Source organism: Bacillus sp. 0909A (assembly GCF_036765115.1).
Taxonomy (GTDB): Bacteria; Bacillota; Bacilli; order Bacillales; family Bacillaceae; genus Bacillus; species Bacillus mojavensis.
On the sequence record NZ_JBAIZU010000003.1, the window covers coordinates 648089 to 672214 of the forward strand.

24 protein-coding genes and 1 other annotated feature are annotated in these 24126 nt (G+C 46.1%); of the genes, 12 read left to right on the forward strand and 12 right to left on the reverse strand.

The features are described 5' to 3' along the window. Nucleotides 1-56 precede the first annotated feature (56 nt). Nucleotides 57-770, reverse strand: a complete 714-nt coding sequence (locus V6D42_RS13455) for a YwaF family protein (RefSeq protein WP_333513542.1) — start codon at nt 768-770, stop codon at nt 57-59. Between the two features lie 153 nt (nt 771-923). On the opposite strand from V6D42_RS13455, the gene V6D42_RS13460 reads away from it, so the two are divergent. From V6D42_RS13460 to V6D42_RS13470, 3 genes are all read left to right on the forward strand, one after another. Continuing rightward, nucleotides 924-1439 (forward strand): MarR family transcriptional regulator, encoded by a 516-nt coding sequence (locus V6D42_RS13460; protein WP_333513543.1) that lies wholly within the window; start codon nt 924-926, stop codon nt 1437-1439. Further along, nucleotides 1434-1646, forward strand: a binding site (T-box leader). Its footprint overlaps the gene before it by 6 nt. 44 nt (nt 1647-1690) lie before the next feature. Next, on the forward strand, nt 1691-2929 hold the full coding sequence (gene tyrS, locus V6D42_RS13465) for a tyrosine--tRNA ligase (protein ID WP_333513544.1): 1239 nt from the start codon (nt 1691-1693) through the stop codon (nt 2927-2929). Nucleotides 2930-3081: 152 nt separating this feature from the next. After that, complete coding sequence (locus V6D42_RS13470; protein ID WP_333513545.1) at nt 3082-4449, forward strand: M28 family metallopeptidase; 1368 nt, start codon at nt 3082-3084, stop codon at nt 4447-4449. Between the two features lie 31 nt (nt 4450-4480). Here V6D42_RS13470 and ywaC read toward each other — a convergent pair whose 3' ends face one another. Both ywaC and V6D42_RS13480 read right to left on the reverse strand, forming a co-directional pair. After that, a complete protein-coding gene (gene ywaC / locus V6D42_RS13475) occupies nt 4481-5113 on the reverse strand; it encodes a GTP pyrophosphokinase YwaC (RefSeq protein ID WP_010332385.1) in 633 nt (210 codons plus the stop codon). Nucleotides 5114-5253: 140 nt separating this feature from the next. Beyond that, nucleotides 5254-6189, reverse strand: coding sequence for a 1,4-dihydroxy-2-naphthoate polyprenyltransferase (locus V6D42_RS13480; RefSeq protein WP_010332386.1), 936 nt, complete (start codon nt 6187-6189; stop codon nt 5254-5256). 448 nt (nt 6190-6637) lie between these two features. Between V6D42_RS13480 and V6D42_RS13485 the strand changes: the two genes are divergently transcribed. The 7 genes from V6D42_RS13485 (at nt 6638) to V6D42_RS13515 (ending at nt 13007) form a co-directional block, all read left to right on the forward strand. Continuing rightward, entirely contained in the window at nt 6638-6787 is a 150-nt protein-coding gene (locus V6D42_RS13485; RefSeq protein ID WP_010332387.1) for a teichoic acid D-Ala incorporation-associated protein DltX, read from the forward strand. 17 nt (nt 6788-6804) lie between these two features. Continuing rightward, nucleotides 6805-8313, forward strand: coding sequence for a D-alanine--poly(phosphoribitol) ligase subunit DltA (gene dltA, locus V6D42_RS13490; protein ID WP_333513546.1), 1509 nt, complete (start codon nt 6805-6807; stop codon nt 8311-8313). Continuing rightward, a complete protein-coding gene (dltB, locus tag V6D42_RS13495) occupies nt 8310-9497 on the forward strand; it encodes a D-alanyl-lipoteichoic acid biosynthesis protein DltB (protein WP_229148499.1) in 1188 nt (395 codons plus the stop codon). The genes dltA and dltB overlap by 4 nt, the downstream gene beginning before the upstream one ends. A 16-nt stretch (nt 9498-9513) precedes the next feature. Beyond that, nucleotides 9514-9750: a D-alanine--poly(phosphoribitol) ligase subunit DltC gene (gene dltC, locus V6D42_RS13500; protein WP_003227325.1), complete on the forward strand. Its 237-nt coding sequence runs from the start codon at nt 9514-9516 to the stop codon at nt 9748-9750. Next, nucleotides 9750-10928 carry a D-alanyl-lipoteichoic acid biosynthesis protein DltD gene (gene dltD / locus V6D42_RS13505; protein WP_333513547.1) on the forward strand — a complete coding sequence of 393 codons (1179 nt, stop codon included), beginning with the start codon at nt 9750-9752 and terminating at the stop codon, nt 10926-10928. Before dltC ends, dltD begins: the two co-directional genes overlap by 1 nt. Before the next feature lie 88 nt (nt 10929-11016). Beyond that, nucleotides 11017-11775, forward strand: a complete 759-nt coding sequence (locus V6D42_RS13510; RefSeq protein WP_333513548.1) for an SDR family oxidoreductase — start codon at nt 11017-11019, stop codon at nt 11773-11775. A 140-nt stretch (nt 11776-11915) separates the two neighbouring features. Then, nucleotides 11916-13007: a branched-chain amino acid aminotransferase gene (locus V6D42_RS13515; RefSeq protein WP_333513549.1), complete on the forward strand. Its 1092-nt coding sequence runs from the start codon at nt 11916-11918 to the stop codon at nt 13005-13007. Nucleotides 13008-13037: 30 nt separating this feature from the next. Here the strand turns inward: V6D42_RS13515 and licH are convergent, their stop codons facing one another. The 7 genes from licH to V6D42_RS13550 form a co-directional block, all read right to left on the reverse strand. Further along, nucleotides 13038-14366, reverse strand: a complete 1329-nt coding sequence (licH, locus tag V6D42_RS13520) for a 6-phospho-beta-glucosidase LicH (RefSeq protein ID WP_326329015.1) — start codon at nt 14364-14366, stop codon at nt 13038-13040. Next, nucleotides 14363-14695: a PTS lichenan transporter subunit IIA gene (licA, locus tag V6D42_RS13525; protein ID WP_333513550.1), complete on the reverse strand. Its 333-nt coding sequence runs from the start codon at nt 14693-14695 to the stop codon at nt 14363-14365. The genes licH and licA overlap by 4 nt, the downstream gene beginning before the upstream one ends. Before the next feature lie 17 nt (nt 14696-14712). Next, on the reverse strand, nt 14713-16071 hold the full coding sequence (licC, locus tag V6D42_RS13530; protein WP_333513551.1) for a PTS lichenan transporter subunit IIC: 1359 nt from the start codon (nt 16069-16071) through the stop codon (nt 14713-14715). A 15-nt stretch (nt 16072-16086) separates the two neighbouring features. Next, complete coding sequence (gene licB / locus V6D42_RS13535; RefSeq protein ID WP_024123336.1) at nt 16087-16395, reverse strand: PTS lichenan transporter subunit IIB; 309 nt, start codon at nt 16393-16395, stop codon at nt 16087-16089. A 133-nt stretch (nt 16396-16528) separates the two neighbouring features. After that, nucleotides 16529-18448 (reverse strand): transcriptional regulator LicR, encoded by a 1920-nt coding sequence (gene licR / locus V6D42_RS13540; protein ID WP_333513552.1) that lies wholly within the window; start codon nt 18446-18448, stop codon nt 16529-16531. A 166-nt stretch (nt 18449-18614) separates the two neighbouring features. After that, nucleotides 18615-18773 (reverse strand): hypothetical protein, encoded by a 159-nt coding sequence (locus tag V6D42_RS13545; protein ID WP_063334873.1) that lies wholly within the window; start codon nt 18771-18773, stop codon nt 18615-18617. 28 nt (nt 18774-18801) lie between these two features. Then, nucleotides 18802-19392, reverse strand: a complete 591-nt coding sequence (locus V6D42_RS13550) for a DNA-3-methyladenine glycosylase (RefSeq protein WP_333513553.1) — start codon at nt 19390-19392, stop codon at nt 18802-18804. 127 nt (nt 19393-19519) lie between these two features. Between V6D42_RS13550 and katX the strand changes: the two genes are divergently transcribed. Continuing rightward, nucleotides 19520-21163: a catalase KatX gene (gene katX, locus V6D42_RS13555; RefSeq protein WP_010332400.1), complete on the forward strand. Its 1644-nt coding sequence runs from the start codon at nt 19520-19522 to the stop codon at nt 21161-21163. Nucleotides 21164-21262: 99 nt separating this feature from the next. Beyond that, nucleotides 21263-22465, forward strand: coding sequence for an MFS transporter (locus V6D42_RS13560; RefSeq protein ID WP_333513554.1), 1203 nt, complete (start codon nt 21263-21265; stop codon nt 22463-22465). Here the strand turns inward: V6D42_RS13560 and V6D42_RS13565 are convergent. Continuing rightward, entirely contained in the window at nt 22462-23238 is a 777-nt protein-coding gene (locus V6D42_RS13565) for an ABC transporter permease (RefSeq protein WP_333513555.1), read from the reverse strand. The genes V6D42_RS13560 and V6D42_RS13565 overlap by 4 nt on opposite strands. Then, nucleotides 23235-24122, reverse strand: a complete 888-nt coding sequence (locus V6D42_RS13570; RefSeq protein ID WP_333513556.1) for an ABC transporter ATP-binding protein — start codon at nt 24120-24122, stop codon at nt 23235-23237. Before V6D42_RS13570 ends, V6D42_RS13565 begins: the two co-directional genes overlap by 4 nt. Nucleotides 24123-24126 lie beyond the last annotated feature (4 nt).

Below are 24126 nucleotides of genomic sequence, written 5' to 3' on the forward strand. Positions count from 1 at the left end.
AAACACCATTCTCCAATATTTTTTTTAATAGAATGTGCTATACAACAAAAAGGCTATTATTTTTTGAACATGCGATAAAGCCAATAAAGGATGAAAAAGCTCGCGATTGCAATCGCTTCAGCTGAGGCGATATACCATGGCCAAGGCCCCAGAACATCCAAAAGTGAAGAGCCGCCCGGCTTTTTCGTTAAATACATATAATTCGCATTCAGCCAGCGGTCAACCAGATAAATGATCCCTCCGTACAGATTGACAATCAAAACAGTCACCCATAAAGAGCGCTGTCTGAGTCTGTACGTGCCAATCACCGCCATAAGCAGACAGGATAGAAATACGGACCCATGCGAAATAAAAAAGAGAATATATCGCACATGCGGAAATGAAAACATACCAAGATCTGGGGTCAGAAGCGCCTGAAGCGAACTTCCAATACCGACAAAATACAAAAACACAAACAGCTTCCTGCTCTTTGTCACCAGCATGATCGCTGATAAATAAACAGACAAGTCACTCAACTGAAGAGGCAGAGAAGTCCGCACCGACCACCTGCCCGTGGCGATCATCCATATTTGGTAACCAATTTGTGAAGCAAGCAAAAGAAACACAAATAAATAGCGCAGAAATGTACTGAATGCAGGCTGCTTCACTGACCGGCGGAACAGAAACAATAGGATGGCAAGCACGCCGATCAAGCCTAATGTCACTGCATGCTCTGTCGAAAACAGATGAAATGGATCGTGTCTATACACGCCTTGAACATATTTTTGCACAACTGCACCCCTCGTTAGCGGATTTTTCTTTATTGTGGTGTTCTTTTGGCTTTTTTTATTCAACTGAAATATATAGGCTTGAAGTTCACCATCGTCTCTGCTACAATTCATTTCATAGCTAATGATTCTGATAATTTAAGGCAGGCCTGATAAATGGAACGTTTAAATACACAGCAGCAGCTTCGCAAAGAAGAGCATGACACACTCAGCAAGCTTAGACAAATGCCCGTTGAGTCACTCAACCTGGAAGCCATTTCGATCGCGACGAATCTGTATCGGTCTGCGCAAAGGCTTCGTGTCAAAATGGAGACTGAGGTCCTTTCTTCTTACAAATTATCTTGGACCGCTTTCTCCATTCTTTACGATCTATGGGTATGGGGCAAACTCGAAACGAGAAAAATCGCTGAGCTGTCAGGCATTTCAACAGCTACAGCAAGCAACGTGATCAAAACGCTCGAAAAAAAAAGCTTTTGCTCCAAAAGCATCGATACCAGAGATCGGCGACTTGTTTTTGTCACAATTACTGAAACTGGCAAACAAGCGATCGAAGAACTCTACCCCGAGTTTCACAAAGGGGAAACGGAATTGATTACGGGCTTGACAAAAGAGGAGCAGAAAACCCTGACAGGACTGCTTAGAAAAGTAGCGGACAATCTTCATACATCATAAGCTTTGACGGGAATCCAGTAGCGGTTTGTCTCCCTGTTTCAGAGAGCCGGCGGAAGGTGCGAGCCGGCACACAGGCAAACGCGAATTACCTCCCCGAGCTTTCTTTGTGAACGTTAGTAGCAAAGGACGGGAAACCGTTATTCGAATGAGCGGAAGACGATGTCTTCAACCAGGGTGGTACCGCGTGCATTGAGCCACGTCCCTTATCGGGATGCGGCTCTTTTTGTGTTTCTAAAAAAGGAGGAAGAACGATGAAAACATTTGATCAGCTCACAGCAGCACAGCAAAAAGAAGTCGAAAGACAGCTTGATTTATATATGACAGGCGCCCAAGAAGTCATACCGCCGGAGGAATTAAAGGCCAAGCTCGTGAAATCAATTTCTACAGGAATACCATTAAAAATTAAGCTCGGATTAGATCCGTCTGCACCGGATGTACATCTGGGTCATACGGTTGTGTTAAACAAGCTTCGTCAATTTCAAGAAAACGGCCACATTGTCCAGCTGTTAATTGGGGATTTCACAGGAAAAATCGGTGATCCGACCGGAAAATCAGCAGCCAGAAAGCAGCTGACTGATGAAGAAGTGCAGCACAACGCCAAAACATACTTCCAGCAATTCGGGAAAGTGCTTGATCCAGAAAAAGTCGAGCTTCACTACAACTCGAAATGGCTGAAAACATTGCATCTGGAGGATGTCATTGACTTGGCAGGCAAAATAACGGTAGCGCGTCTAATGGAACGCGATGACTTTGAAGAACGCATCGCCATGCAAAAACCGATCTCCCTGCATGAATTTTTTTACCCGTTGATGCAGGGATACGATTCCGTCGTTCTGGAAAGCGATATCGAATTAGGCGGAACAGACCAGCATTTCAATGTGCTGATGGGACGGCATTTCCAAGAACGATACAACAAAGAAAAACAAGTCGTCATCCTGATGCCGCTTTTGGAAGGCTTGGACGGCGTTGAAAAAATGTCGAAGTCAAAAAACAACTATATCGGCATTGACGAACATCCAAACGACATGTACGGGAAAACGATGTCACTGCCCGACAGCCTAATGAAAAAATACATCCATTTGGCTACGGATCTTGAGCTTGAAGAAAAAAAACAGCTCGTGAAGGACTTAGAAACCGGCGCCGTTCATCCAAGAGATGCCAAAATGCTTTTAGCCAAAACAATCGTCCGAATGTATCACGGATTGGAAGCCGCTGAAGCAGCCGAACAATCTTTCAAAACAGTCTTTCAGGAAAACAGCCTGCCTGAGGATATTCCGGCTGTAAACTGGAAAGGTGAGAAAACAATAGCGATGATCGATCTGCTCGTCACTCTTGATCTTCTCTCTTCGAAAAGCGAGGCGCGCCGCATGATTCAAAACGGAGGTGTCCGGATGAACGGAGAGAAAATAACAGACATTCACGCCGATGCAGAGATAAAAGAGAATATGATCATCCAGGTCGGCAAACGCAAGTTTTTAAAACTCCAATAATTTGATGTCCTGACGCTTATGAAATCGGCTTTCATAAGCGTTTTTTTGCAGGTATAAAGCACTGTCTTTTCAAAAATGCGCTTCAGGTAGCAGGAAAACCCTTTAGCATCCCGAAATATTCCCCATCCAAACATTAGGGGAGGTTCATGTTTATGAAAAAGCTTTTGACTGTAATAACAATGGCCGTTTTCACGGCCGGCACGGTTCTCTTGCCAGCACAGAGTGTCACCCCTGCTGCGCACGCTGTCCAAGTATCAGATAGCCAGCGGGAGCTTCCATTCAAAGCAAAGCGTGCGTATTCCACCATTTCTCAGCTTAGTGAAACAATCGGCCCCAGAATAGCCGGAACTGCCGCTGAAAAAAAGAGTGCCTTATGGATCGTCTCAACCTTGAGAAAATTAAAGCTTGATGTGAAGGTTCAACGATTCGGCATTCCTGACCGGCTTGAGGGAACGCTGTCTTCAGAAGGACGCGACATTCTTCTCCGGGCGGCATCCGGCTCAGCCCCGACTGAGGAAAAAGGGCTGACGGCTCCGCTTTACAATGCCGGCTTAGGCTATCCAAAGGACTTCACCGCTGACGCCAAGGGCAAAATCGCCTTGATTTCAAGAGGAGACCTGACATTTTACGAGAAAGCCAAGAACGCCGAAGACGCCGGAGCGAAGGCTGTCATCATTTATAACAACAAAGAAAGCCTTGTTCCTGTCACCCCAAATCTATCAGGAAATACAGTCAGCATCCCTGTCGTCGGAATTAAAAAAGAAGACGGTGAAACCCTTATCCAGCAAAAAGAAGCAACCTTACAAATAAACGCGCTCTCAAATCAAACCTCCCAGAACATCATCGGTGTCAAAAAACCAAAGAACATCAAAAATCCTGATATTGTGTACGTCACAGCACATTATGACAGTGTTCCTTTCTCACCCGGCGCAAATGACAACGGATCAGGAACTTCTGTCATGCTGGAGATGGCACGCGTCTTGAAAAGCATTCCTTCTGACAAGGAAATCCGCTTTATCGCTTTTGGCGCTGAAGAGCTCGGCCTGCTCGGCTCCTCTCATTATGTAGATCATCTATCAGAAAAAGAGTTGAAACGAAGCGAAGTGAACTTCAATTTAGACATGGTGGGTACAAGCTGGGAGAATGCGTCTGAGCTGTATGTCAACACATTGGATGGACAATCTAACTACGTTTGGGAATCCAGCCATACGGCCGCTGAAAAAATTGGATTCGACAGCCTGTCTCTGACACAAGGAGGCTCATCCGATCACGTGCCGTTCCATGAAGCCGGTATAGATTCCGCTAACTTTATTTGGGGAGATCCAGAAACCGAAGACGTAGAGCCGTGGTACCATACCCCTGAAGACTCTATCGAACATATCAGTAAAGAACGCCTTCAGCAGGCCGGCGACCTTGTGACAGCCTCTGTCTATGAAGCTGTGAAGAAAGAGAAAAAACCGAAAGCCAATAAGAAACAAATAAAGGCAAAAGCCTCTGACATTTATGAAGATATGAAATAAAAAAAAGACGGCACATCGCTGCCGTCTTTTTTTAATCCACTTCTTTCTTAATCCCCAGCATTTTCTCATCTAAATAATGGGCAATCTCCGCCGCTTCCTTCAGTTCATCGGTTAAATGTTTAGGAACGTCGTTGTTCAATTTATAGTAGATTTTATGCTCCAAGCTCGCCCAGAAATCCATGGCGATGGTGCGGATTTGAATTTCTGCTTTGACGTATTCCACCCTGTTCGTTAAGTTCACAGGCATTTCAATAATCAAATGCAGGCTTCGGTAGCCGTTCGGCTTCGGATTCTGAATATAATCCTTTACCTTCACGATCCGCAAATCCTCATGCTGCTTCAGGACGTTCACGACATTATAAATATCAGAAATAAAGGAACAAATGATACGCACACCGGCAATATCGTTGATATGTTCCTTCATTTCCTGTGTCGTAATCTCGCAGCCCTTTCTCATGAGTTTATTTACGATGCTTTCAAAGCTTTTCACACGCGATTTTGTATGCTCAATCGGATTGTGGCCATGAATTAAATTATATTCCTGACTGATAATCGAAAACTTTGTATCAAGTGCATCAAGTGCGAATTTATAAACCAACAGTTCGTTTTTCCAATCTTCCATGACCGTTTTTAGATCGTCCATATGTGTTACAGATAAATCCATTTTCGTCATCTCCTTTAACGGATCTTTATCCGCTGTCCATGTACTAGACGTGCCTGCCTGCTGCTAGGTTCTATGAATTTTTTTACAAAATCCTGTCGAATGTAACAAAAAAAGACCGCATGAAAAAGCGGTCTTCTTTCTTACCGGAAATAACTGATCAATAATCCAATTGACAGCAGGAATCCGAAAAATGTATTGGTTTGCGCTGTAGATTTCATCGCCACAATCATATTCATTGGCAATTCTTTTTTGACGAAGCCTTTCACCGCCTGAACTGGTTTAGGCACGCTCAAAAAGACGACAAACAGCCATGGGCTTGCAGCTCCTGTAATGACCAAGCCGACAACCCAAATATACGCGACAGCAAAAGATGCAGCCAGCAGAGTGACAGCTCCTTTATGCCCCATCAGGATTGCCAATGTTTTGCGTCCGCCTTTTTTATCCTCTTCGATATCGCGAATGTTGTTCGACAGGTTAATCGCGCCGACAAGAATCGCAATCGGAATCGAAATCAAAATGCTTTGCATATTGATCTTATCTGTCTGAATAAAAAATGAAATCAGCACAAATACCGAACCCATGCAAATGCCTGAGAATAACTCACCGAACGGTGTATATGCAATTGGCAGAGGCCCGCCTGTATACAGGTAACCGATCGCCATTCCCACGAGGCCGATGACAGCCAGCCACCAGCTGCTGCTCATGCAAATATACACACCGAGCAAAATGGCAATGCCGTATGAAGCGAGAGCTAATTGCAGAATCGTTTTGGGCTTCATACCATGTCTGACAATTGCGCCGCCGATTCCGACAGATTCAGCTGTATCTAACCCGCGTTTAAAATCGTAGTATTCATTGAATAAGTTCGTCGCGATCTGGATCCATAAGCAAGAAAACAGCATAGCCAGAAACAGCAGCAAATCAACCTTCACATAAAACATCGCCAAAACTGTTCCTAAAAGCACAGGAACAAACGACGCCGTTAATGTATGCGGACGCGTTAATTGCCAAAGAATCTGCCCCATACTTTCTTTTTCCGGCGCTGTCTGACCCTCACCCTTATTTGTTTGGTTCATCTTCCTCTTCCTTTCTATTAAAAGGCTTACTTTATTTCAGCCGGCCACTTGATGAGACTTGCGTTTTGCTTCCTTATCTATCATAATGACTTCTCCACCATTTCACAAGATACCTTGAGCGGGCGTTTTCCTTCTTATTATACCCTTTCTGCCCTGATTTCATTAGGGTTCTGCCTGTGCCTTTACAAACAGGAGCGGAAAAATTTTTTTAAATACATTTTCGCTTTTTAAAAGTTAAAAAGTTTTCTTCATTACATTTGATCTTTCCTTTATAATGAATCAGTCAGAGAAGCTTCATTCATACTCTCTCTCTGAGATAAAAATTCACTTCTGAAGGCAGAAGCCGATATATAAATTTGAGGGAGATTAGGGAAAATATGAAACTTTTTGCGCATCCGCTCGTCATATACTCATGTAATTATCGAAAAAACGGGAAGGGAATTTAGATATGCTGCAATTGATGAAACAGCTGTATGAAAAACCCGCTGTCAAGTGGACTTGTCATACAGGCTTTTATTTGTTGATACTGCTTGTTTTGTTTTTTATGTATGGTTTTCACACCGCGAATACCGGTTCTTATATTTATAACGATTTCTAATTGGAGAGAGAATAACAATGAAACTTTTAGATGCTATTCAAACACATGCGGAAACTTATCCGCAAACCGAAGCCTTCCGCTCTCAAGGCCAGTCGCTCACATATCAGGAACTTTGGGCACTGTCTGACCGCGCGGCTGCCGCAATCAAAAAACGCGTTTCCGGAGAAAAGGGTTCTCCTGTTCTGGTGTACGGACATATGGAGCCGCACATGATTGTCTCCTTTTTAGGAAGCGTCAAGGCGGGACACCCTTATATCCCGGTTGACTTGTCCATTCCGTCCGAGCGGATTGCGAAAATTATTGAAAGCTCGGGCGCCGAATTGCTGATTCATGGATCTGGTCTTCCTGTTGATATTGACAGCGGGCTGATTCAAACAGTTTCAGCGGAAGAACTGCTGGAAAACGAAGGCACTGTCAGCCGTGATCAATGGGTGACGGAACACGAAACGTTTTATATCATTTACACTTCCGGAAGCACGGGCAATCCGAAAGGCGTGCAGATTTCAGCCGAGAACCTTCAAAGCTTCACAGACTGGATTTGCGCGGACTTCCCGATCAACGGAGGCAAAACGTTTTTAAACCAAGCGCCGTTTTCATTTGATTTATCCGTCATGGATCTTTATCCGTGCCTTCAGTCAGGCGGTACTTTACACTGTGTGACAAAGGACGCCGTGAATAAGCCGAAGATCCTATTCGAAGAGCTCAAAAAGTCCGGGCTGAATATATGGACATCGACGCCATCCTTTGTGCAAATGTGCCTGATGGACCCTGGATTTTCACAAGATCTGCTTCCTGAGGCGGACACATTTATGTTTTGCGGAGAGGTTCTCCCGGTTTCTGTAGCCGAAGCGCTGCTTGAGCGTTTCCCGAAAGCTAGAATCTTTAATACGTACGGTCCGACTGAGGCGACAGTCGCTGTTACGTCCGTTGAAATTACAAGTGACATCATCAGCCGGCACGAATCTCTGCCAGTCGGCTTCGCCAAACCAGATATGAACATTTTGATTATGGATGAACAGGGAAATCAGCTCCCGGATGGAGAAAAAGGCGAAATTGTCATTGCAGGTCCGAGTGTAAGCCGCGGCTATCTCGGTGAGCCTGAGCTGACAGATAAAGCGTTCTTCTCTTATGAAGGCCAATGGGCATACCGAACTGGCGATGCTGGTTATACACAAGATGGTCAGATTTTCTGCCAAGGCCGCTTGGATTTCCAGATTAAACTTCACGGGTACCGAATGGAGCTGGAGGAAATTGAGTTTCATGTGAGACAGTCTCAGTACGTGCGCTCAGCTGTTGTGATTCCGTATCAGCCAAACGGAACAGTTGAATATCTGATAGCTGCAATTGTGCCTGAGGAGCATGAATTCCAGAAGGAGTTCCAGCTGACAAGTGCGATTAAAAAAGAGCTTGCCGCTTCCCTGCCGGCTTATATGATTCCGAGAAAGTTCATTTATCAGGATCACATTCAAATGACGGCTAACGGCAAAATTGACAGGAAACGCATCCGCGAAGAGGTTCTTGTATGACGCCTTACAGCTCATTTTTATTCTTTATATTGCTTGGCATTCTTCTTCTGCCGACCATTATTCTCGGCCTAAACGGGAAAAGATTCCAGGCATACAACATGTTTATATCCATTCTTATATTGGCTCTGATTTTCTCGCATGACTTACACGGCGTCATCGCCCTGTGTCTGTTTACCATATGGCAGGTGCTCCTGATCAGCGGCTACCTGGCGTACCGGCAGAAAGCGAACAGCGGCTTTGTCTTTTGCTCGGCTGTTATCGCGTCTATTCTGCCTTTATTCTTGTCAAAAATATGGCCGTTTCTTTCTCATCCGCAGCCGCATCATCCGGCGCATAACCTGATCAGCTTTTTAGGGATTTCGTATTTAACCTTTAAAGGCGTTCAGCTGATTATGGAAGCGAGAGACGGGCTGCTGAAGGAACAGCTGCCGCTTCACCGCCTGCTGTATTTCATCCTGTTTTTCCCGACGATTTCTTCCGGTCCGATTGACAGGTACCGCAGATTCGTCAAGGATGAGCAGAAGGCCTGGACAAAAGAGGAATATGCCGATCTGCTGTATACGGGGATTCACAAGATTTTCATTGGATTCCTTTACAAGTTCATTATCGGCTATGCGATCAACACATATTTCATCATGAACCTTCCCGCGATCACGCACAATAAGATCCTCGGGAATCTGCTGTACATGTACGGCTACAGCATGTATTTATTCTTTGATTTTGCCGGCTACACGATGTTTGCCGTCGGGGTCAGCTATATTATGGGGATTAAATCGCCGGAAAACTTTAATAAACCGTTTATCAGCAAAAATATTAAAGATTTCTGGAACCGCTGGCACATGTCTCTGTCATTTTGGTTCAGAGACTATGTATTTATGAGATTTGTATTTTGGATGACAAAGAAAAAGTGGATCAAAAACCGTATGGCCGTCTCAAATATCGGGTATTTCCTGCTGTTTATGCTGATGGGGGTTTGGCACGGCCTTGCGCCGCAATATATCATCTACGGCCTCTATCACGCCGTCCTGATGACGTGTTACAACTTTTTCGAGAAGTGGAATAAGAAATATAAATGGCTCCCGTCCAACCGCTGGACAACGATTCTCGCCATTGTGATCACGTTCCATTTTGTTTGCTTTGGGTTTTATATTTTCTCAGGAAAACCATTTCATCACCATCATTAAAGGAGATTAGAAAACTATGGATTTTAAACAAGAGGTATTAGACGTTTTAGCAGAGGTTTGCCAGGATGACATCGTAAAGGAAAACCCTGATATTGAAATTTTTGAAGAAGGTTTGCTTGATTCTTTTGGAACAGTAGAATTGCTGCTTGCGATTGAAAACCGTTTTGATATTCTGGTGCCTATCACTGAATTCGACCGGGATGTATGGAATACGCCTAATAACATTGTAAACCAGCTGTCTGAGTTGAAATAATGAAAAAGCGTTTTTTCGGTCCAATTATTTTGGCGTTTATTCTATTCGCAGGCGCCATCGCAGTTCCATCTTCATGGCTGACTCGTTTTATTACTGATAAACGGGTTGAAGAGTCAGCAACAACCTTGAACCCGAGTATGTTTCAGGGGCTTTATTTACAAAATCAGATGCTCAATGATCCGAAGTATCTTCCGATTTACGGGTCTTCTGAGCTTTCTCGGCTGGACGAGTTCCACCCATCTAATTATTTTCAAGTAAACAATGAGGGATTTACGCCTTACCTTGTCGGCAAAGGCGGGTCCCAGTCATTGATACATTCTTTAAACTTCGCTGCCCATATGGATCAGCTGAAGGGCAAAAAAATTGTTTTCATCGTTTCTCCGCAGTGGTTTATTAAGCGCGGGTCTGATGAACAGCATTTTGCGCCGAACTATTCCGCGCTTCAAGGGCTGGATCTGGCATTTAACGAACAGATCGATCCTGACGTGAAAAAGAAAATGATGAAGCGTATGCTGCGCTTCAAAGCTGTTCAAAACGATGCTGTACTTTCCGAGCTTTATAAGGCGATGGTGAACGGTCAGACATGGAAAGTGAACGCGCTGAAGCCGGCGGCAAAAGTTTATTACAAGATGCTCGAAAAGAAAGACCTTTATTATTCAGCGACGGAAACCACAGGACCAAAGCGTTATATCTCACAATCCGTGAAGGATAAGTCATGGTCGGAATTAAATAAACTGGCCGATGAATCAGGCAAACGCCACTCCGGGTCTAACGATTTTCACATCGACAATCCTGTTTATAAAAAGCTAAAGCCGAAAGTGCCTAAGCTGAAAGGGAAAAACAAAGGCAGATCGTATGCGAAGTCACCGGAATACGGCGACTTTGAGCTGATGCTGAATATCCTGAAAGACGCGGGCGCAGAGCCTATGTTTGTCACCATCCCTGTTAACGGAAAATGGTATGACTACACAGGCTTCCCGAAAAAAGGGCGCACTGACTATTATGAAAAGGTCAATAAACAGATTAAAGCGAAGGGCTTCCAAGTCGCTGATTTTTCTGGTCATGAATATGACCCTTATTTTATGAAAGATACCATCCACATCGGCTGGAAAGGCTGGGTGTATGTGGATAAGGCAATTGATGAATTCTATAAAACCGGAAAGGTTACTTCATCGTGAGCATCTATTAGGACGCGGCTGCATATTTCCTGCTAAGATTTGAAATAGTAAAGGAATCACAGCCAGCTTGATAAGAGGTGTTACATCAATGAAGATGACAGGCAATACGGTTTTAATCACAGGCGGTTCAGCAGGCATCGGGCTTGAACTGGCCAAACGGCTGCTTAAGCTCGAGAATGAAGTGATCATTTGCGGACGCAGCGAAACGCGTCTTGCAGAAGCAAAAAAACAGCTCCCAGCCCTCCATACAAAACAATGCGATGTCGCAGACCGCACACAGCGTCAGGCATTGTTTGAATGGGTCCAGAAGGAATTTCCAAAGCTGAACGTTCTCGTTAACAATGCGGGCATTCAAAAGGAAATCGACTTTAAAAAAGGGACTGAGGAGCTTTTTGTGGACGGGGATGAAATTGAGCTGAATATCCAAGCGCCTGTCCATTTATCAGCTCTTTTTACACCCCACTTGATGAATCAGCCGGAAGCGGCAATTGTTCAGGTAACATCGGGGCTCGCGTTTAACCCGTTAGCTGTTTATCCGGTGTACTGTGCAACAAAAGCGGCGCTCCACTCCTTCTCACTCACGCTCAGACACCAGCTTCGCGATACAAGCGTTGAAGTGATTGAGATGGCGCCCCCTATGGTTGACACGGGATTAAATCAAAAATCACGCGATAAGCAAGGTTTGACGCACCGCGGCATTACACCTGAAGAATATGTTCAATATTTCTTAGACGGCTTAAAAGAAGGCAAACAAGAGATTACAAATGAACGTGTCGAAGGTCTGCGGAATGCAGTCCGTGCCGATTACGACAGAGTATTTGAACAAATGAATGCGCAGGAGAATTAAATTCTCCTGCTTTTTCTTATAAATTTCTTACAAATTTGAGCAAACCTATTGCGATTATTTGGTGAAGGTATACAATAGAATATAAAATATTTTCAAATAAGTTTGATAATATAAACAATTTAACAACAGGGAGATTGACCATGACTAAACAAACGATTCGAGTTGAATTAACATCAGCCAAAAAACCGAAACCAGATCCACATCAGCTTTCTTTCGGAAGAGTGTTTACAGACCACATGTTTGTAATGGACTATGCATCTGATAAAGGCTGGTACGATCCGAGAATCATTCCTTATCAACCCGTTTCAATGGACCCGGCCGCAATGGTCTATCACTATGGCCAAACGGTGTTTGAAGGCTTAAAGGCTTACGTCACAGAGGATGACCATGTTTTGCTTTTCAGACCGGAAAAAAACATGGAGCGCCTGAACAAATCAAATGACCGCATCTGTATTCCGCAAATTGATGAAGAACAGGTTCTTGAGGGTTTAAAACAGCTGATCTCTATTGATAAAGACTGGATTCCGAATGCGGAGGGCACGTCCCTTTACATCCGTCCATTCATTATCGCAACCGAACCTTTCCTTGGTGTCGCGGCATCTCATACGTATAAGCTCTTTATCATCCTTTCTCCGGTCGGCTCATATTACAAGGAAGGCATTAAGCCTGTCAAAATAGCTGTGGAAAGTGAATTTGTCCGCGCGGTAAAAGGCGGAACGGGAGATGCGAAAACCGCAGGAAACTACGCTTCAAGCTTAAAAGCGCAGCAGGTAGCAGAAGAGAAAGGATTTTCTCAGGTTCTCTGGCTGGACGGCATTGAGAAAAAATACATCGAAGAAGTCGGCAGCATGAACATCTTCTTTAAAATCAACGGTGAAATTGTGACACCGATGCTGAACGGCAGCATTCTGGAAGGCATCACGCGCAATTCCGTCATTACCTTGCTTAAGCATTGGGGGCTTCCGGTATCAGAACGAAGAATCACCATTGATGAAGTCATCCAAGCCCATAAAGACGGTGTTCTTGAAGAGGCCTTCGGAACGGGTACAGCGGCAGTTATTTCTCCAGTCGGCGAGCTGATCTGGAATGACGAAACACTGATGATCAATAACGGAGAAACAGGAGAAATCTCCAAAAAGCTGTATGACACGATTACAGGCATTCAGAAGGGTACAGTTCCTGATGAGTTTGGATGGACCACTGAAGTCGCAGCGCTCACTGAAAGCAAATAAACAAAAAACGGCCCGAAACGGGCCGTTTTTTTATGCTTCAATTTTGTTAAAGAACTGCGGCAGATGTGTTTTGTGCGCCTCCAGCATTTCATCTAAGATCTGTTTGGCCACTGTGTCGGATGGTACGAGAGGGTTAATCGTCATGGCGAGCAGCGCTGTTTGGTAGTCGCCTGTGACAGCCGCTTCTGCCGCAACACGCTCAAATGATTTGATTTGCTGGACAAGGCCGCGGACAGATACTGGCAGGTCGCCTACGGCGATTGGCTTAGGGCCGTTTTTCGTCATCACGCAGTTCACTTCAACAGCGGAATCATCTGGAATGCTTGCAATCGCACCGTTATTGATCGTGTTCACCGGCTGAATGTCGTGTTTATCATTGTAAATGGAGCTGATGAGATTACACGCTGCGTCACTGTAGTATGCCCCTCCGCGTTTCTCAAGCTGCGGCGGCTTGATCGCCAAATTTGGATCTTTATAAAGCTCGAACAGCTCTTGCTCTACCTTTTGCACCACTTCAGCACGCGTGCCTTCCGTTTGTGATGCTTCAAGCTCGTGCTCGAACATTTCTTTTGTTTTGAAATAGTAGCGGTGATAGCCGCAAGGAATCATGTTGAGTGCCTTTAAGAATTCTGGCTCCCACTCAGCGCCGGAGATGTTTTTCATTGTCATCGCGTTTTTCGGATCACCCATCGCTTCAATGACTTTATCCTTGACGCTGACACCGTCTAAGAAGACGTCCATTCCGAACACCATATGATTCAATCCGGCAAATTGAACCTCTACCCGGTCAACCTCTACATCGAGCGCTTTCGCTACGCCCATTTTCATGCCGATTGGAACATTGCAGAGACCAACAACTTTCTTCAGGTTGGAGTAGCGAAGCAAGGCCTCCGTCACCATACCTGCAGGGTTTGTAAAATTAACGAGCCATGCATTCGGACAAAGCTCCTCGATGTCCTTGGCAATCTCTAAGATGACCGGGATCGTGCGCAATCCTTTAAAGAGTCCTCCCGGGCCGTTTGTTTCCTGGCCGATGACGCCATATTTTAATGGAATGCGCTCATCCTTGGCTCTCGCTTGCAGCAATCCGACCCGAAATTGAGTCGTCACAAAGTCTGCATCTTTCAGCGCTTCCCTTCTGTCCAAAGTGAGGTGAATGTCAATCGGGACACCAGCTTTTTCAACCATCCGCTTGGCGAGCGTGCCGACAATGTTCAGCTTTTCCTCGCCTTCAGGAATATCAACGAGCCATAATTCACGTACAGGCAGCTCTTCGTACCGTTTGATTAAACCTTCCACGAGCTCCGGTGTGTAGCTTGAACCTCCGCCAATCGTTACAATTTTCAATCCTTTTGTCATATGCTTGCTCCCCCTTGCACGGTGATTTTTTCATATAGCTCAATGAATTCAGCCGCCAAATCCTTGACTGTCATGGCATTCATTAAATGATCCTGCGCGTGGACCATCAGCAGTGTCATTTCTGTTTTATCTCCGCCTGCTTCACTTTGGATCAGTTCTGTCTGATAATGATGGGCTTTTGACAATTCATCCGCAGCGTCTTGAAGCTTATTCCGCGCCTCTTCGCTGTCGCCGTTTTTCGCGGCGGCGATCGCTTCCATTGCGGAGCTCCTTCCGTTTCCTCCGTGAAGTATGATTTGAAAAATAATTTGCTCCATTTTCTCATTCACGCGATTCACTCCTTTCTTTACAAAGCTGCCTCTTTGTCGTCTGAAACAGCAGGCGTTTGAACGAGCTCTAATTCGTTTTCTTCTTTCAGCTTCTGTTTATCCCACATTCTGAAGAACGGGTAGTAGACAACAAAGGAAACGGTGATATTAATGGCTTGCATGACCGCGCCTGATATTTTGCCTCCTGTCGCCAAATAGCCTGAAAAGATCGGCGGCATGGTCCAAGGGACTGCGATACCCGCCGGTTTGGCGACAAGTCCGGTGCTCATTCCGATGTATGTGAGTGTCAGTGTGATGAGCGGCGTGACGATAAACGGAATTAAGAGCATCGGGTTCATGACGATCGGCATTCCAAAAATGATCGGTTCGTTAATATTGAAGACCGCCGGGCCGATCGCAAGCTTTCCGAGCTGCTTCATTTGTTTGCTTCGGGCGCGAAGGAACATCGTGACAACCAGTGCAAGAGTGGCACCGCTTCCGCCGATATTGATCCAGATATCGAAAAATTGCTGGGTGAAAATTTTAGGCAGTGCCTCACCGGCTTGGAAGGCGATCCGGTTGGCATCCATGGCGCCGTACCAAATCGGTGCCATGACGCCGCCGACAATGTTGGCGCCATGAAGACCGCAGGCCCATAAAAGCATTTTGACAGCTTCTGCGATAAGGCTTCCCCCAAGACTTCCGCCAAGAATGGAGAGCGGCGTCCCCAGTAAAACGCTTACAATATTATGAAGGCTTTCAAACGGCGTCGCTTCCACAATCAGTCGGGCTGCCCAAATCAGGAAGATGACGGCAAAGCCGGGGATTAAAGCGACAAATGACTTGCTGACCGCTGGCGGAACGCCATCCGGCATTTTAAAAACCATATTACGCTGGATAATGAGACGGTAAATCTCTGTTGACACCATTGCGATAATCATGGCGACAAACAGGCCTTTACTTCCCATCAGCGATAGCGGAATACCGCCGCTGACCATCATCTCTTTTGTCGAGCCATCCGGCGTAAACGGCACTTGATATGGTGTCGCTAAGAGGAAAGCCGCAAGAGAGATGGCACCTGCCGACAAAGCATCAACCCCGTATTTCTCGGCCAGCCTGTAGGCAATGCCGAATGCAGCGACAAGCCCCATAATTTCAAAGGTCGCGTCAACCGGGTAAGCGAGCTTCTCTGACCAAGCGCTTCCAAACGTTTTTGCCATAAAATCGGCATATCCGGGAATCGGGAGGTTGCCGATGATGAGGAAAAAGGAGCCGATGATAATAAGCGGCATTGTTAAAATGATACCGTCACGGAGCGCCTGCAAATGACGCTGTCCCGCAATTCTTCCTGCTATAGGCATGACCTTCTCTTCTAACAACTGATTGACTTTATTCACATAGCCCGCCCCTCTCTATGACGCGTTTCCAAGCTGTTCAGCCGATTTCAGCACTTCCGCTCCGTTGCACGTCCCATAATGGACTGTGTTAATGACGTCTACCGGAACACCCTTTGATTCACCTAGTTTTTTCAGCTGAGGAAGCATGTAACGGACTTGCGGGCCGAGGAGCAATACATCCGCTTTATCGATATGATTTTGTACAGAATCACCTGATACTGCCCAAATGGTATAGTCTTTTCCTTGTTCCTGCGCGCTTTTTTCCATCTTGCTGACGAGTAAGCTTGTTGACATGCCTGCTGCACAAACGAGTAATATATTCATGTAAGAGACCCCCTAAGAGTTTGATAGAATTTGTATGTCCTGCTGTTGATAACATCATATTATGAAATCGCTTTCATAAACACTCAAGGTTTTTCCGCAGGAAACGGAAAAAAGGTATATCCAGGCTGTCAGTTTATCGTTTTTTGTCAAACACATCGGAGAGCTCTTGGTATGTGCGGCTTTTTAACAGCTGGCTTACCGCTGCCGGGTCATCCAAAATGCTGCCGAGCAGTTTATACATGCTTTGCAAATCCGCCTTGTTTTCCTTTTCGACACAAAGCAGGCAGACAAATTGAACCCGTTTATTCTCCCAGTCTATCGGTTTTTTGAGCGTGCAGACGGCCCAAAATGTCGTTTGCGTCTGCGGGACGAGCGGGTGCGGAATGGCCACGAGGTTGCCGAAGCACGTTGGCGACATCTCTTCTCTTTCAAATATAGAATCTATGATTTCCTTATTCGCATAGCCGCCTTCCACTGCTTTCTGACCTAAAAATTGAATCACTTCTTCTTTCGAACGCAGATCCTTCTGAAAAAAAACGAGATCTTTTTTGAGATAGCTGATCGCTTTTTCTTTCTCATCATTGAGGATAGATTCTATTTTTGCAAAATCGGTTCCGCCTAAGATGGTGTTTACCTTCAGTACAGGCACAGGGAGTTCTTTTTTGATCGGAATGGTGCTGACAACAAAATCAATCGATTCGTAAGACATCTGGTCAAGACTGTAATATTCAGCCGTGCCGAGAATATCAATCCGTTTGCCGAAATGGGAGCGAAGTTTTTCCCTCAGAAGCTGGGCGCTTCCGGCACCCGATGCACAAACGATGATGCAGCGCTTCGGCGGGCTTTCTGTTTTCTTCCGTTCAATTGCGGCGCCGAAGTGCAGAGCTAAATAACCGACTTCATTTTCATGGATATCAATGCCCGTTTTCTCTTTTATGACGATTCCAGCGATGATTCCGGCCTCAAAGGCGAGAGGATAATTTTCTTTGATCGCTGCCAGCATCGGATTTCTCAGATTCATACCATACCGGTTGCGGGTGACCGCGGGTTTTACATGCAGTGCCAAGCCGATTTTCAGCTCTTGATCATGCAGGATGCCGAGCTTTAATTCTCGATCGACCGCTTCGATCATGGCGGCAGTCAGCCGATCTGTTTCTTCATCAATTGAAAATTCGCCGTCCCCGCACTGCGGCTGTGTCATTCGTTTCGTGCCGAGAAGATGCATGGCGATATATGCTGTTTCTTTTTCCGGAAACGTGACATCAAGGGCTGATTCCAGTTCTCTCACAATGGCTTCTGCAGTCTGGTATTCTTTTTGATGCAGAATGTGTTCCATATCTTCCGGGAAAAGAGACACATAGTGTTCCGTTCTGATCCGCTTACAGGCGATGGCGATATGAATGATGAGGTTATTCAATCCAAGGTTAGACAGAGGAATCCGGTCATTTTTGACCCTTTTCATAATAATAGAATGGATGATATCGATTTGTTCCTTCGGCAATATATCAGCCTTTTCATTCAGAACATCGATCTCTGTTTCTCTTTCATCGACAATGTACTCCGCCATACAATACCTCATCTGCACCTCATCTCCGCGCAGCTTGAAGCCGTAATTCGGGCGTGTTTCCATGACAATGCGGTAAGGGAGCAGCCGTTTCTTCACTTCCTTTAAATCGGTTTGAAGTGTAGATTTTGAGATAAATAGTTCTTCAGCCAGCTCATCCAGCTTGAGATAATGATCCGCCAGCAGCAGCCGTTTCATGAGATATGTAATCCTCTCCTCGGGAATTACCGGCAGTCCCTTTTTCTGATGAAACTCGTCTTGCAGCAGCATTCTAAAGGTCTGGTCGTCATGAATGCGCAGCTTGTATCCCGAGCCTCTTACCGATTGAACCAAAGCGCCATGGGCGCTTATCACATCTTGGAGTTCCTTTATATCATTGCGGACCGTCCGCGTCGTCACATGTAAATGTGCGGCAAATACCGAGCTTGTCACCGGAGCTTCTGCCGCCATCAATAAGCGCAGAATTTCACGAAGTCGCCCATGCAGCATGAGAAAAACCTCCTATCATGATAGATGCAGGAATTACATAAGTAGGCAGAAAGGATGTGGTGAAGGGAAAGCAAAATGTATATAAATTCTATAATGGGGAGAAATGCAAGTCAATGAACATCGGGAGGACAAGAGGGAAAACAGACCCATAAAAAAACAGCCGGAATCAGCCGGCTGTTCGGGATGCGGACATGTTCTTTTGTTTAGACGCCTTGCGGTCTTTCATGATTTTTCGAACGATCGGGTAAATGACCGGCGCCCATTTGATAACGGTTTTGACCATTTTTTTCAAAGCTCCGATTCTCCCTTCTTTTTTCTCAACTATTCCCTAGATTCCCCTTTGCTTAAACATGCTAACGCGATACGTACCTGTTTCCCGTCACCCAGAAACGCCACGGATAATCGCGCGCCTCTCCGCTGTTGTCAATGCCGATCCGCGGGCCGGTTGATATTTCTTCCGGTGTGTACCCACTTTCAATGTAAAGCGGCTGTTCCGTGATCCAGTGCCCGTAGTCATTCATCGTGACGCCAAGCGCTTTCGTCAATTTTCCGGGACCATTTGTCCATTCCCTCGGACACCGGCCCGGCCTTCTTTCCTCCATTAACAGCTGGCCTTCTTGAGGCTCAATCGCCCTGATTAATACCGCTTGCGGAACATCCTCTTCTGCGGCAACGACGTTCAGCAATGTATGGGTGTGCATCACATACGTATACACACGGCCAGCTTCAGCAAACATAATCTCAGTCCGTTTCGTCCGGCGGTTGTTAAAGCTGTGGGCCGCTCTGTCCCCGGCTCCCATATAGGCCTCTGTTTCCACAATATAACCTGAAGCTGTCCCTTCATCCGTTTCTTTTACCAAAAGACAGCCAAGAAGAGAGGGAGCCAATTCTAGGGCCGTTTTTTGATAAAACGTGATGGGCAGCGGATTTCTTTTTCTGGTCACGGATGTCGTACTCTCCTTTTTTCGGTTTGGTAATTGTACCATTCCCGAAGCAGCTAAAAAAAAACTTCAGTTTTAAAATTCTTCCATCTAGGGAATATTGTTATTGTTTAAAAAGGAGGATCAATCAATGAAAGATGATCATCAAAAAGAATATCATGGCACAAATGTCGAAGGCAGTGAGGATGCGCTTTCTCATAAGACATCCGGGAAAAACGAGTCAGAGGATACCTTAACGAACAGACAGGGGCATCCCGTCACTGACAACCAGAATGTGAGAACGGTCGGGAACAGAGGACCAACAACGCTGGAGAATTACGATTTTCTCGAAAAGATCAGCCACTTTGACCGGGAACGCATCCCTGAACGTGTTGTACATGCCAGGGGCGCGGGCGCACACGGTTATTTTGAAGCCTACGGAAGTTTTGGAGACGAGCCGATTTCAAAGTACACGCGAGCGAAGCTCTTCCAGGAAAAAGGCAAGAAAACGCCGGCATTTGTCCGTTTTTCTACGGTCAATCACGGAAAACATTCACCTGAAACCTTACGGGACCCCCGCGGTTTTGCCGTTAAGCTTTATACCGAAGACGGAAACTGGGATTTGGTCGGGAACAACCTGAAAATCTTTTTTATTCGCGATCCGCTGAAGTTCCCGGACCTTGTACACGCGTTTCAGCCTGACCCGGTGACCAATATCCAAGATGGTGAACGTATTTTCGACTTCATTTCTCAATCTCCTGAAGCGACACATATGATCACATTCTTGTTTTCGCCTTGGGGCATTCCTGCCAACTACCGGCAGATGCAGGGTTCAGGCGTTCACGCCTACAAATGGGTGAATGAGGAAGGCAAGGCCGTTCTTGTAAAATACCATTTTGAACCGAAACAGGGCATCCGCAATCTGACACAGAAGGAAGCGGAAGAGATTCAGGGGAAAAACTTCAACCACGCAACACAGGATTTGTATGAAGCGATTGAAAACGGCGATTATCCGGAGTGGGAGGTTTATGCCCAAATCATGAGTGATGACGAGCATCCGGAGCTCGACTTTGATCCGCTTGATCCGACTAAGCTGTGGTATAAGGATGATTTCCCGTGGAAACCGATCGGCAAATTAGTGTTAAACAAAAACCCTGAGAATTACCATTCTGAAGTAGAACAGGCTTCATTCGGTACAGGGGTCCTTGTCGACGGACTTGATTTTTCTGATGACAAATTGCTTCAAGGCCGGACGTTTGCCTATTCCGATACGCAGCGGTACAGAGTTGGCGCAAACTACCTGCAGCTGCCAATCAACTCACCGAAAAAACACGTCGCGACCAACCAACAGGGAGGGCAAATGCAATACCGTGTGGATATCGGCGAAGGTCAAAATCCGCACGTCAACTATGAACCGTCTATTATGGGCGGACTAAAGGAAGCAAACCAGCAGGCAAAAGACCATACCCCGCATGTCGAAGGCGACCTGAAGCGGGAAGCGATCGACAGAACGAACAATTTCGGACAAGCCGGTGAAACGTACCGGAGATTTACTGAGTTTGAGCGTACTGAACTCATCACAAATCTGGTCAATACGCTTTCAACCTGCAGAAAAGAAATTCAGGAGCAAATGATTGAGAATTTCACAAAAGCCGATCCGGACTACGGAAAACGCGTGGCGGAAGGGCTGAAAAAGGCTTCAGAAAATAACAGCAACGGACCGGTTGGCACGACAGAAACGGCTCAAGCCGTCGAGCAGGCCGAACAGGAAAGCCATCCGTCTGATCCGTATTAACACCAAGAACAGGACTTTTTTGAAGTCCTGTTTTTTCATTTCTCTATTGAAACGTTTCCACAAATTGTGTTGTACTGGAAGGAAAGAGGTGGTGAGAACATGGAAATTCAGCAGCCGCTGATTCCTCAGCAAAAAACAATCGGCACTTTAGATCACGCCGTTTTCTTATGCATGGTATTTTGTTTTTGGTTTTCGGGCTATATTTACGTTCCTGTTTTCAGCCTGTATTTGGAGGATCTGCACTTTTCATACGGAGCGATCGGCATGATTCTCGGAAGCTACGGGGTGACCCAAATCCTGCTGCGGTTCCCGCTTGGGGTTCTGTCAGAAATTCTTTTTTCTCTGCGTAAGCCACTGTTAATTGCCGGCTTTGGATGTTCCATTCTCAGCAGCGTGCTTTTTCTTGCGTTTGATTCTTTTTTCTTCGTCCTGACCGCCCGGCTTCTCGCGGGGTTAACAGCATCCATGTGGGTGATGGCGACGATTCTATACGCTCATTATTTCAAAGATGGCAGTGCGTCAAAAGCAATGGGCATTATGCAGTTTTTTACCGTCATGCCTCAGTTTGTCAGCATTGTGTTCTGCGGGCTTGCAGCAGCGCATTTAGGCAGGCAGGTTCCGTTTTGGATGGCACTGGCTGCCTCGTGCATCGGCCTTGTGATATGCTGCTTTATTAAAGATCCGTCCGTTTCTCCTGGGCAACGTAAGGCTCTCCGTATAACACAATACATCAAAGAAACATTGCGGCTGCCGAGGCTGAAGCTCTTCACGATTCTATCTATGACAGCTCATGCCGTGCTATTTATGACGGTGTTTGGTTTTACGCCGCTTTATACAAATCAGCTCGGAATGGGAGACATTGAACTGCTTCGGGTGATGAGCGCCTTTTTTCTCCCTCATGCAGCGGCTACCCTGAGCTTTTTGTTTTTGCGCTTTACCGGGAGAATCGCCTATGGCACCATGCTGATTTGTTTTGCTGTCATTGGAGTCTGTTTGATGTTCGTCCCTTTTTCAGCTTCATTGTCCACGGTTTGCATGACCCATGCTTTCATCGGTCTGGCGCTTGGCTTTGTGTTTCCCCTATTGTTAAGCCGGGTCGTCGATATCAGCTCAGCTCGTTTAAAAATGTCAGCCATGGGATTTTATCAATCGTTTTATGCGCTGGGCATCTTTATCGGCCCCCTTCTCGCCGGAAAAATCGCACAGGTTTTCGGTTTGGCAGAGGTATTTTATGGAGCGGGATTGATGGCATTTTCCGCTTTGTTGATGATGCTGGCCACAAAGCGAAAAATGATCGGTTAATAGCTTTCATACCGCCGGAAGCGCCACACAGAAAAAATGGCAAGAAGTATGATGCACAGAATGGAGAATGTGAGCGACCACCCGAAAAAGTCCGCCTGCTCTCCATGAAGCAGAATATGCTCCGCCTGCTTGCATAGCTCAGCCGGCAGCCATTTCGCACCATCAGGAAAAAGCGAGACAGCAAAGGAAACTGCAGCAGTCAGCCCAATTCCGGCTGCCGCGGCTGCTCCGAGAGACCGAAACATCACGCTTCCGGCTAGCCCTGCAGTAACAATAAACATCATCCAAAGAGAGTAGAGGCCGAGGCTTGCTGCAAAGCGGCTGAACGATGCGTGCTCAAACAATATCCGGACGTAATAATAAGCAAGTCCGTACCCAGCTGCAAACGACGCAATTCCAATCATGCTTTGGGTGATCCATTTGTTCAATATATACTGGGCTGCCGTCACAGGCCGTGACATGATCAGCGCCGTTACACCTTGATTTCTTTCATTCGCCACACTGCCCATGACACTAAAGATGATCAGCGCCATGCCAAGCGTGTTGAATTGGGAAAGCGTGCTCACCATCACCTCAGAGCCGGAAGGCATGGTAAAACTGATTTTCATACCGTCTGGAAGGCTCCCCCCATGCGCAATGATTTCCGGCATGTAATAAATGGTCAGCGGCTGCGTCAGCCCCACGATCATCATTGCGATGGGCAGCCAGATCAGCTTGCCGCTTCTCCAGCCTTCCAGCCATTCCTTTTGTAATAGCGTCATCATGACATTCATGCGTGCACCACCTTAAGATAGACGTCTTCGAGAGACTCGGTTTTCTGTTCAAAACAGGTGATTGTCAATCCCATTTGGATACAATCACTCAGCAATGTCCTGCCAGAGCCTGTATCGCTTAGCTCAAAAACAGCTTGGGACGGATTCTTATAGACGACATGGGATATATAAGGCCTCTCTTCAAGCCAGCCCTTCAGTTTCTCTTTTACAGTAAGAGTGAAAACATTCGTTTGATGCTGTTCTTTAAGCTGCTGTAAAGCGCCTTTCCATGAAATCTCACCATTTTGCATGATCACGACTTGATCACACACCTGCTCCGCATCGTGCAAAACGTGAGTAGAAAACAAAACAGCCATATGTTTTTTCAACTCCCGCATCATATCCAGCACCTCGATACGCCCAGAAGGGTCCAGGGCAGATACCGGTTCATCCAAAATCAAAAGCTTCGGTTTATGAAGCAGAGCCTGAGCCAAGCCGAGCCTTTGTTTCATGCCGCCAGAATAACCGCCGATTCTTTTGTTTGCCGCGTCCTGCAACCCGACAAACTCCAGCATTTCACCTATTTTCTCAAGGCTTTTTTTCTTTGAAAGGCCAGACAGTCTCCCGGCAAAGGTTAAAAATTCATTTGCCGTCATCCATGAATAAAAAGCCGGGTACTGCGGAAGGTAGCCGATCATACTGCGATCTGCTCTTTGCTCCCCGTACAGCCTGATTGTCCCGGAGGTGGGTGACAGCAGTCCGGACAGCATTTGAAGCGTTGTGGTTTTACCAGCCCCATTTGGTCCTAATAGAGCGACACACTCGTTTTCCTTGACTTGAAAACTGACATTCTGGACAGCTTGATGATGCCGATATGATTTGCACAATGACTCAATAGATAGCATGCTC

Bases quoted from the DNA above. Each gene is read 5' to 3' on its own strand.
- V6D42_RS13460 (WP_333513543.1), top strand. From the start codon at position 924: ATGGAACGTTTAAATACACAGCAGCAGCTTCGCAAAGAAGAGCATGAC.
- tyrS (WP_333513544.1), top strand. From the start codon at position 1,691: ATGAAAACATTTGATCAGCTCACAGCAGCACAGCAAAAAGAAGTCGAA.
- V6D42_RS13470 (WP_333513545.1), top strand. From the start codon at position 3,082: ATGAAAAAGCTTTTGACTGTAATAACAATGGCCGTTTTCACGGCCGGC.
- ywaC (WP_010332385.1), bottom strand. From the start codon at position 5,113: ATGGATTTATCTGTAACACATATGGACGATCTAAAAACGGTCATGGAA.
- V6D42_RS13480 (WP_010332386.1), bottom strand. From the start codon at position 6,189: ATGAACCAAACAAATAAGGGTGAGGGTCAGACAGCGCCGGAAAAAGAA.
- V6D42_RS13485 (WP_010332387.1), top strand. From the start codon at position 6,638: ATGCTGCAATTGATGAAACAGCTGTATGAAAAACCCGCTGTCAAGTGG.
- dltA (WP_333513546.1), top strand. From the start codon at position 6,805: ATGAAACTTTTAGATGCTATTCAAACACATGCGGAAACTTATCCGCAA.
- dltB (WP_229148499.1), top strand. From the start codon at position 8,310: ATGACGCCTTACAGCTCATTTTTATTCTTTATATTGCTTGGCATTCTT.
- dltC (WP_003227325.1), top strand. From the start codon at position 9,514: ATGGATTTTAAACAAGAGGTATTAGACGTTTTAGCAGAGGTTTGCCAG.
- dltD (WP_333513547.1), top strand. From the start codon at position 9,750: ATGAAAAAGCGTTTTTTCGGTCCAATTATTTTGGCGTTTATTCTATTC.
- V6D42_RS13510 (WP_333513548.1), top strand. From the start codon at position 11,017: ATGAAGATGACAGGCAATACGGTTTTAATCACAGGCGGTTCAGCAGGC.
- V6D42_RS13515 (WP_333513549.1), top strand. From the start codon at position 11,916: ATGACTAAACAAACGATTCGAGTTGAATTAACATCAGCCAAAAAACCG.
- licH (WP_326329015.1), bottom strand. From the start codon at position 14,366: ATGACAAAAGGATTGAAAATTGTAACGATTGGCGGAGGTTCAAGCTAC.
- licB (WP_024123336.1), bottom strand. From the start codon at position 16,395: ATGAATATATTACTCGTTTGTGCAGCAGGCATGTCAACAAGCTTACTC.
- licR (WP_333513552.1), bottom strand. From the start codon at position 18,448: ATGCTGCATGGGCGACTTCGTGAAATTCTGCGCTTATTGATGGCGGCA.
- katX (WP_010332400.1), top strand. From the start codon at position 19,520: ATGAAAGATGATCATCAAAAAGAATATCATGGCACAAATGTCGAAGGC.
- V6D42_RS13560 (WP_333513554.1), top strand. From the start codon at position 21,263: ATGGAAATTCAGCAGCCGCTGATTCCTCAGCAAAAAACAATCGGCACT.
- V6D42_RS13565 (WP_333513555.1), bottom strand. From the start codon at position 23,238: ATGAATGTCATGATGACGCTATTACAAAAGGAATGGCTGGAAGGCTGG.
- V6D42_RS13570 (WP_333513556.1), bottom strand. From the start codon at position 24,122: ATGCTATCTATTGAGTCATTGTGCAAATCATATCGGCATCATCAAGCT.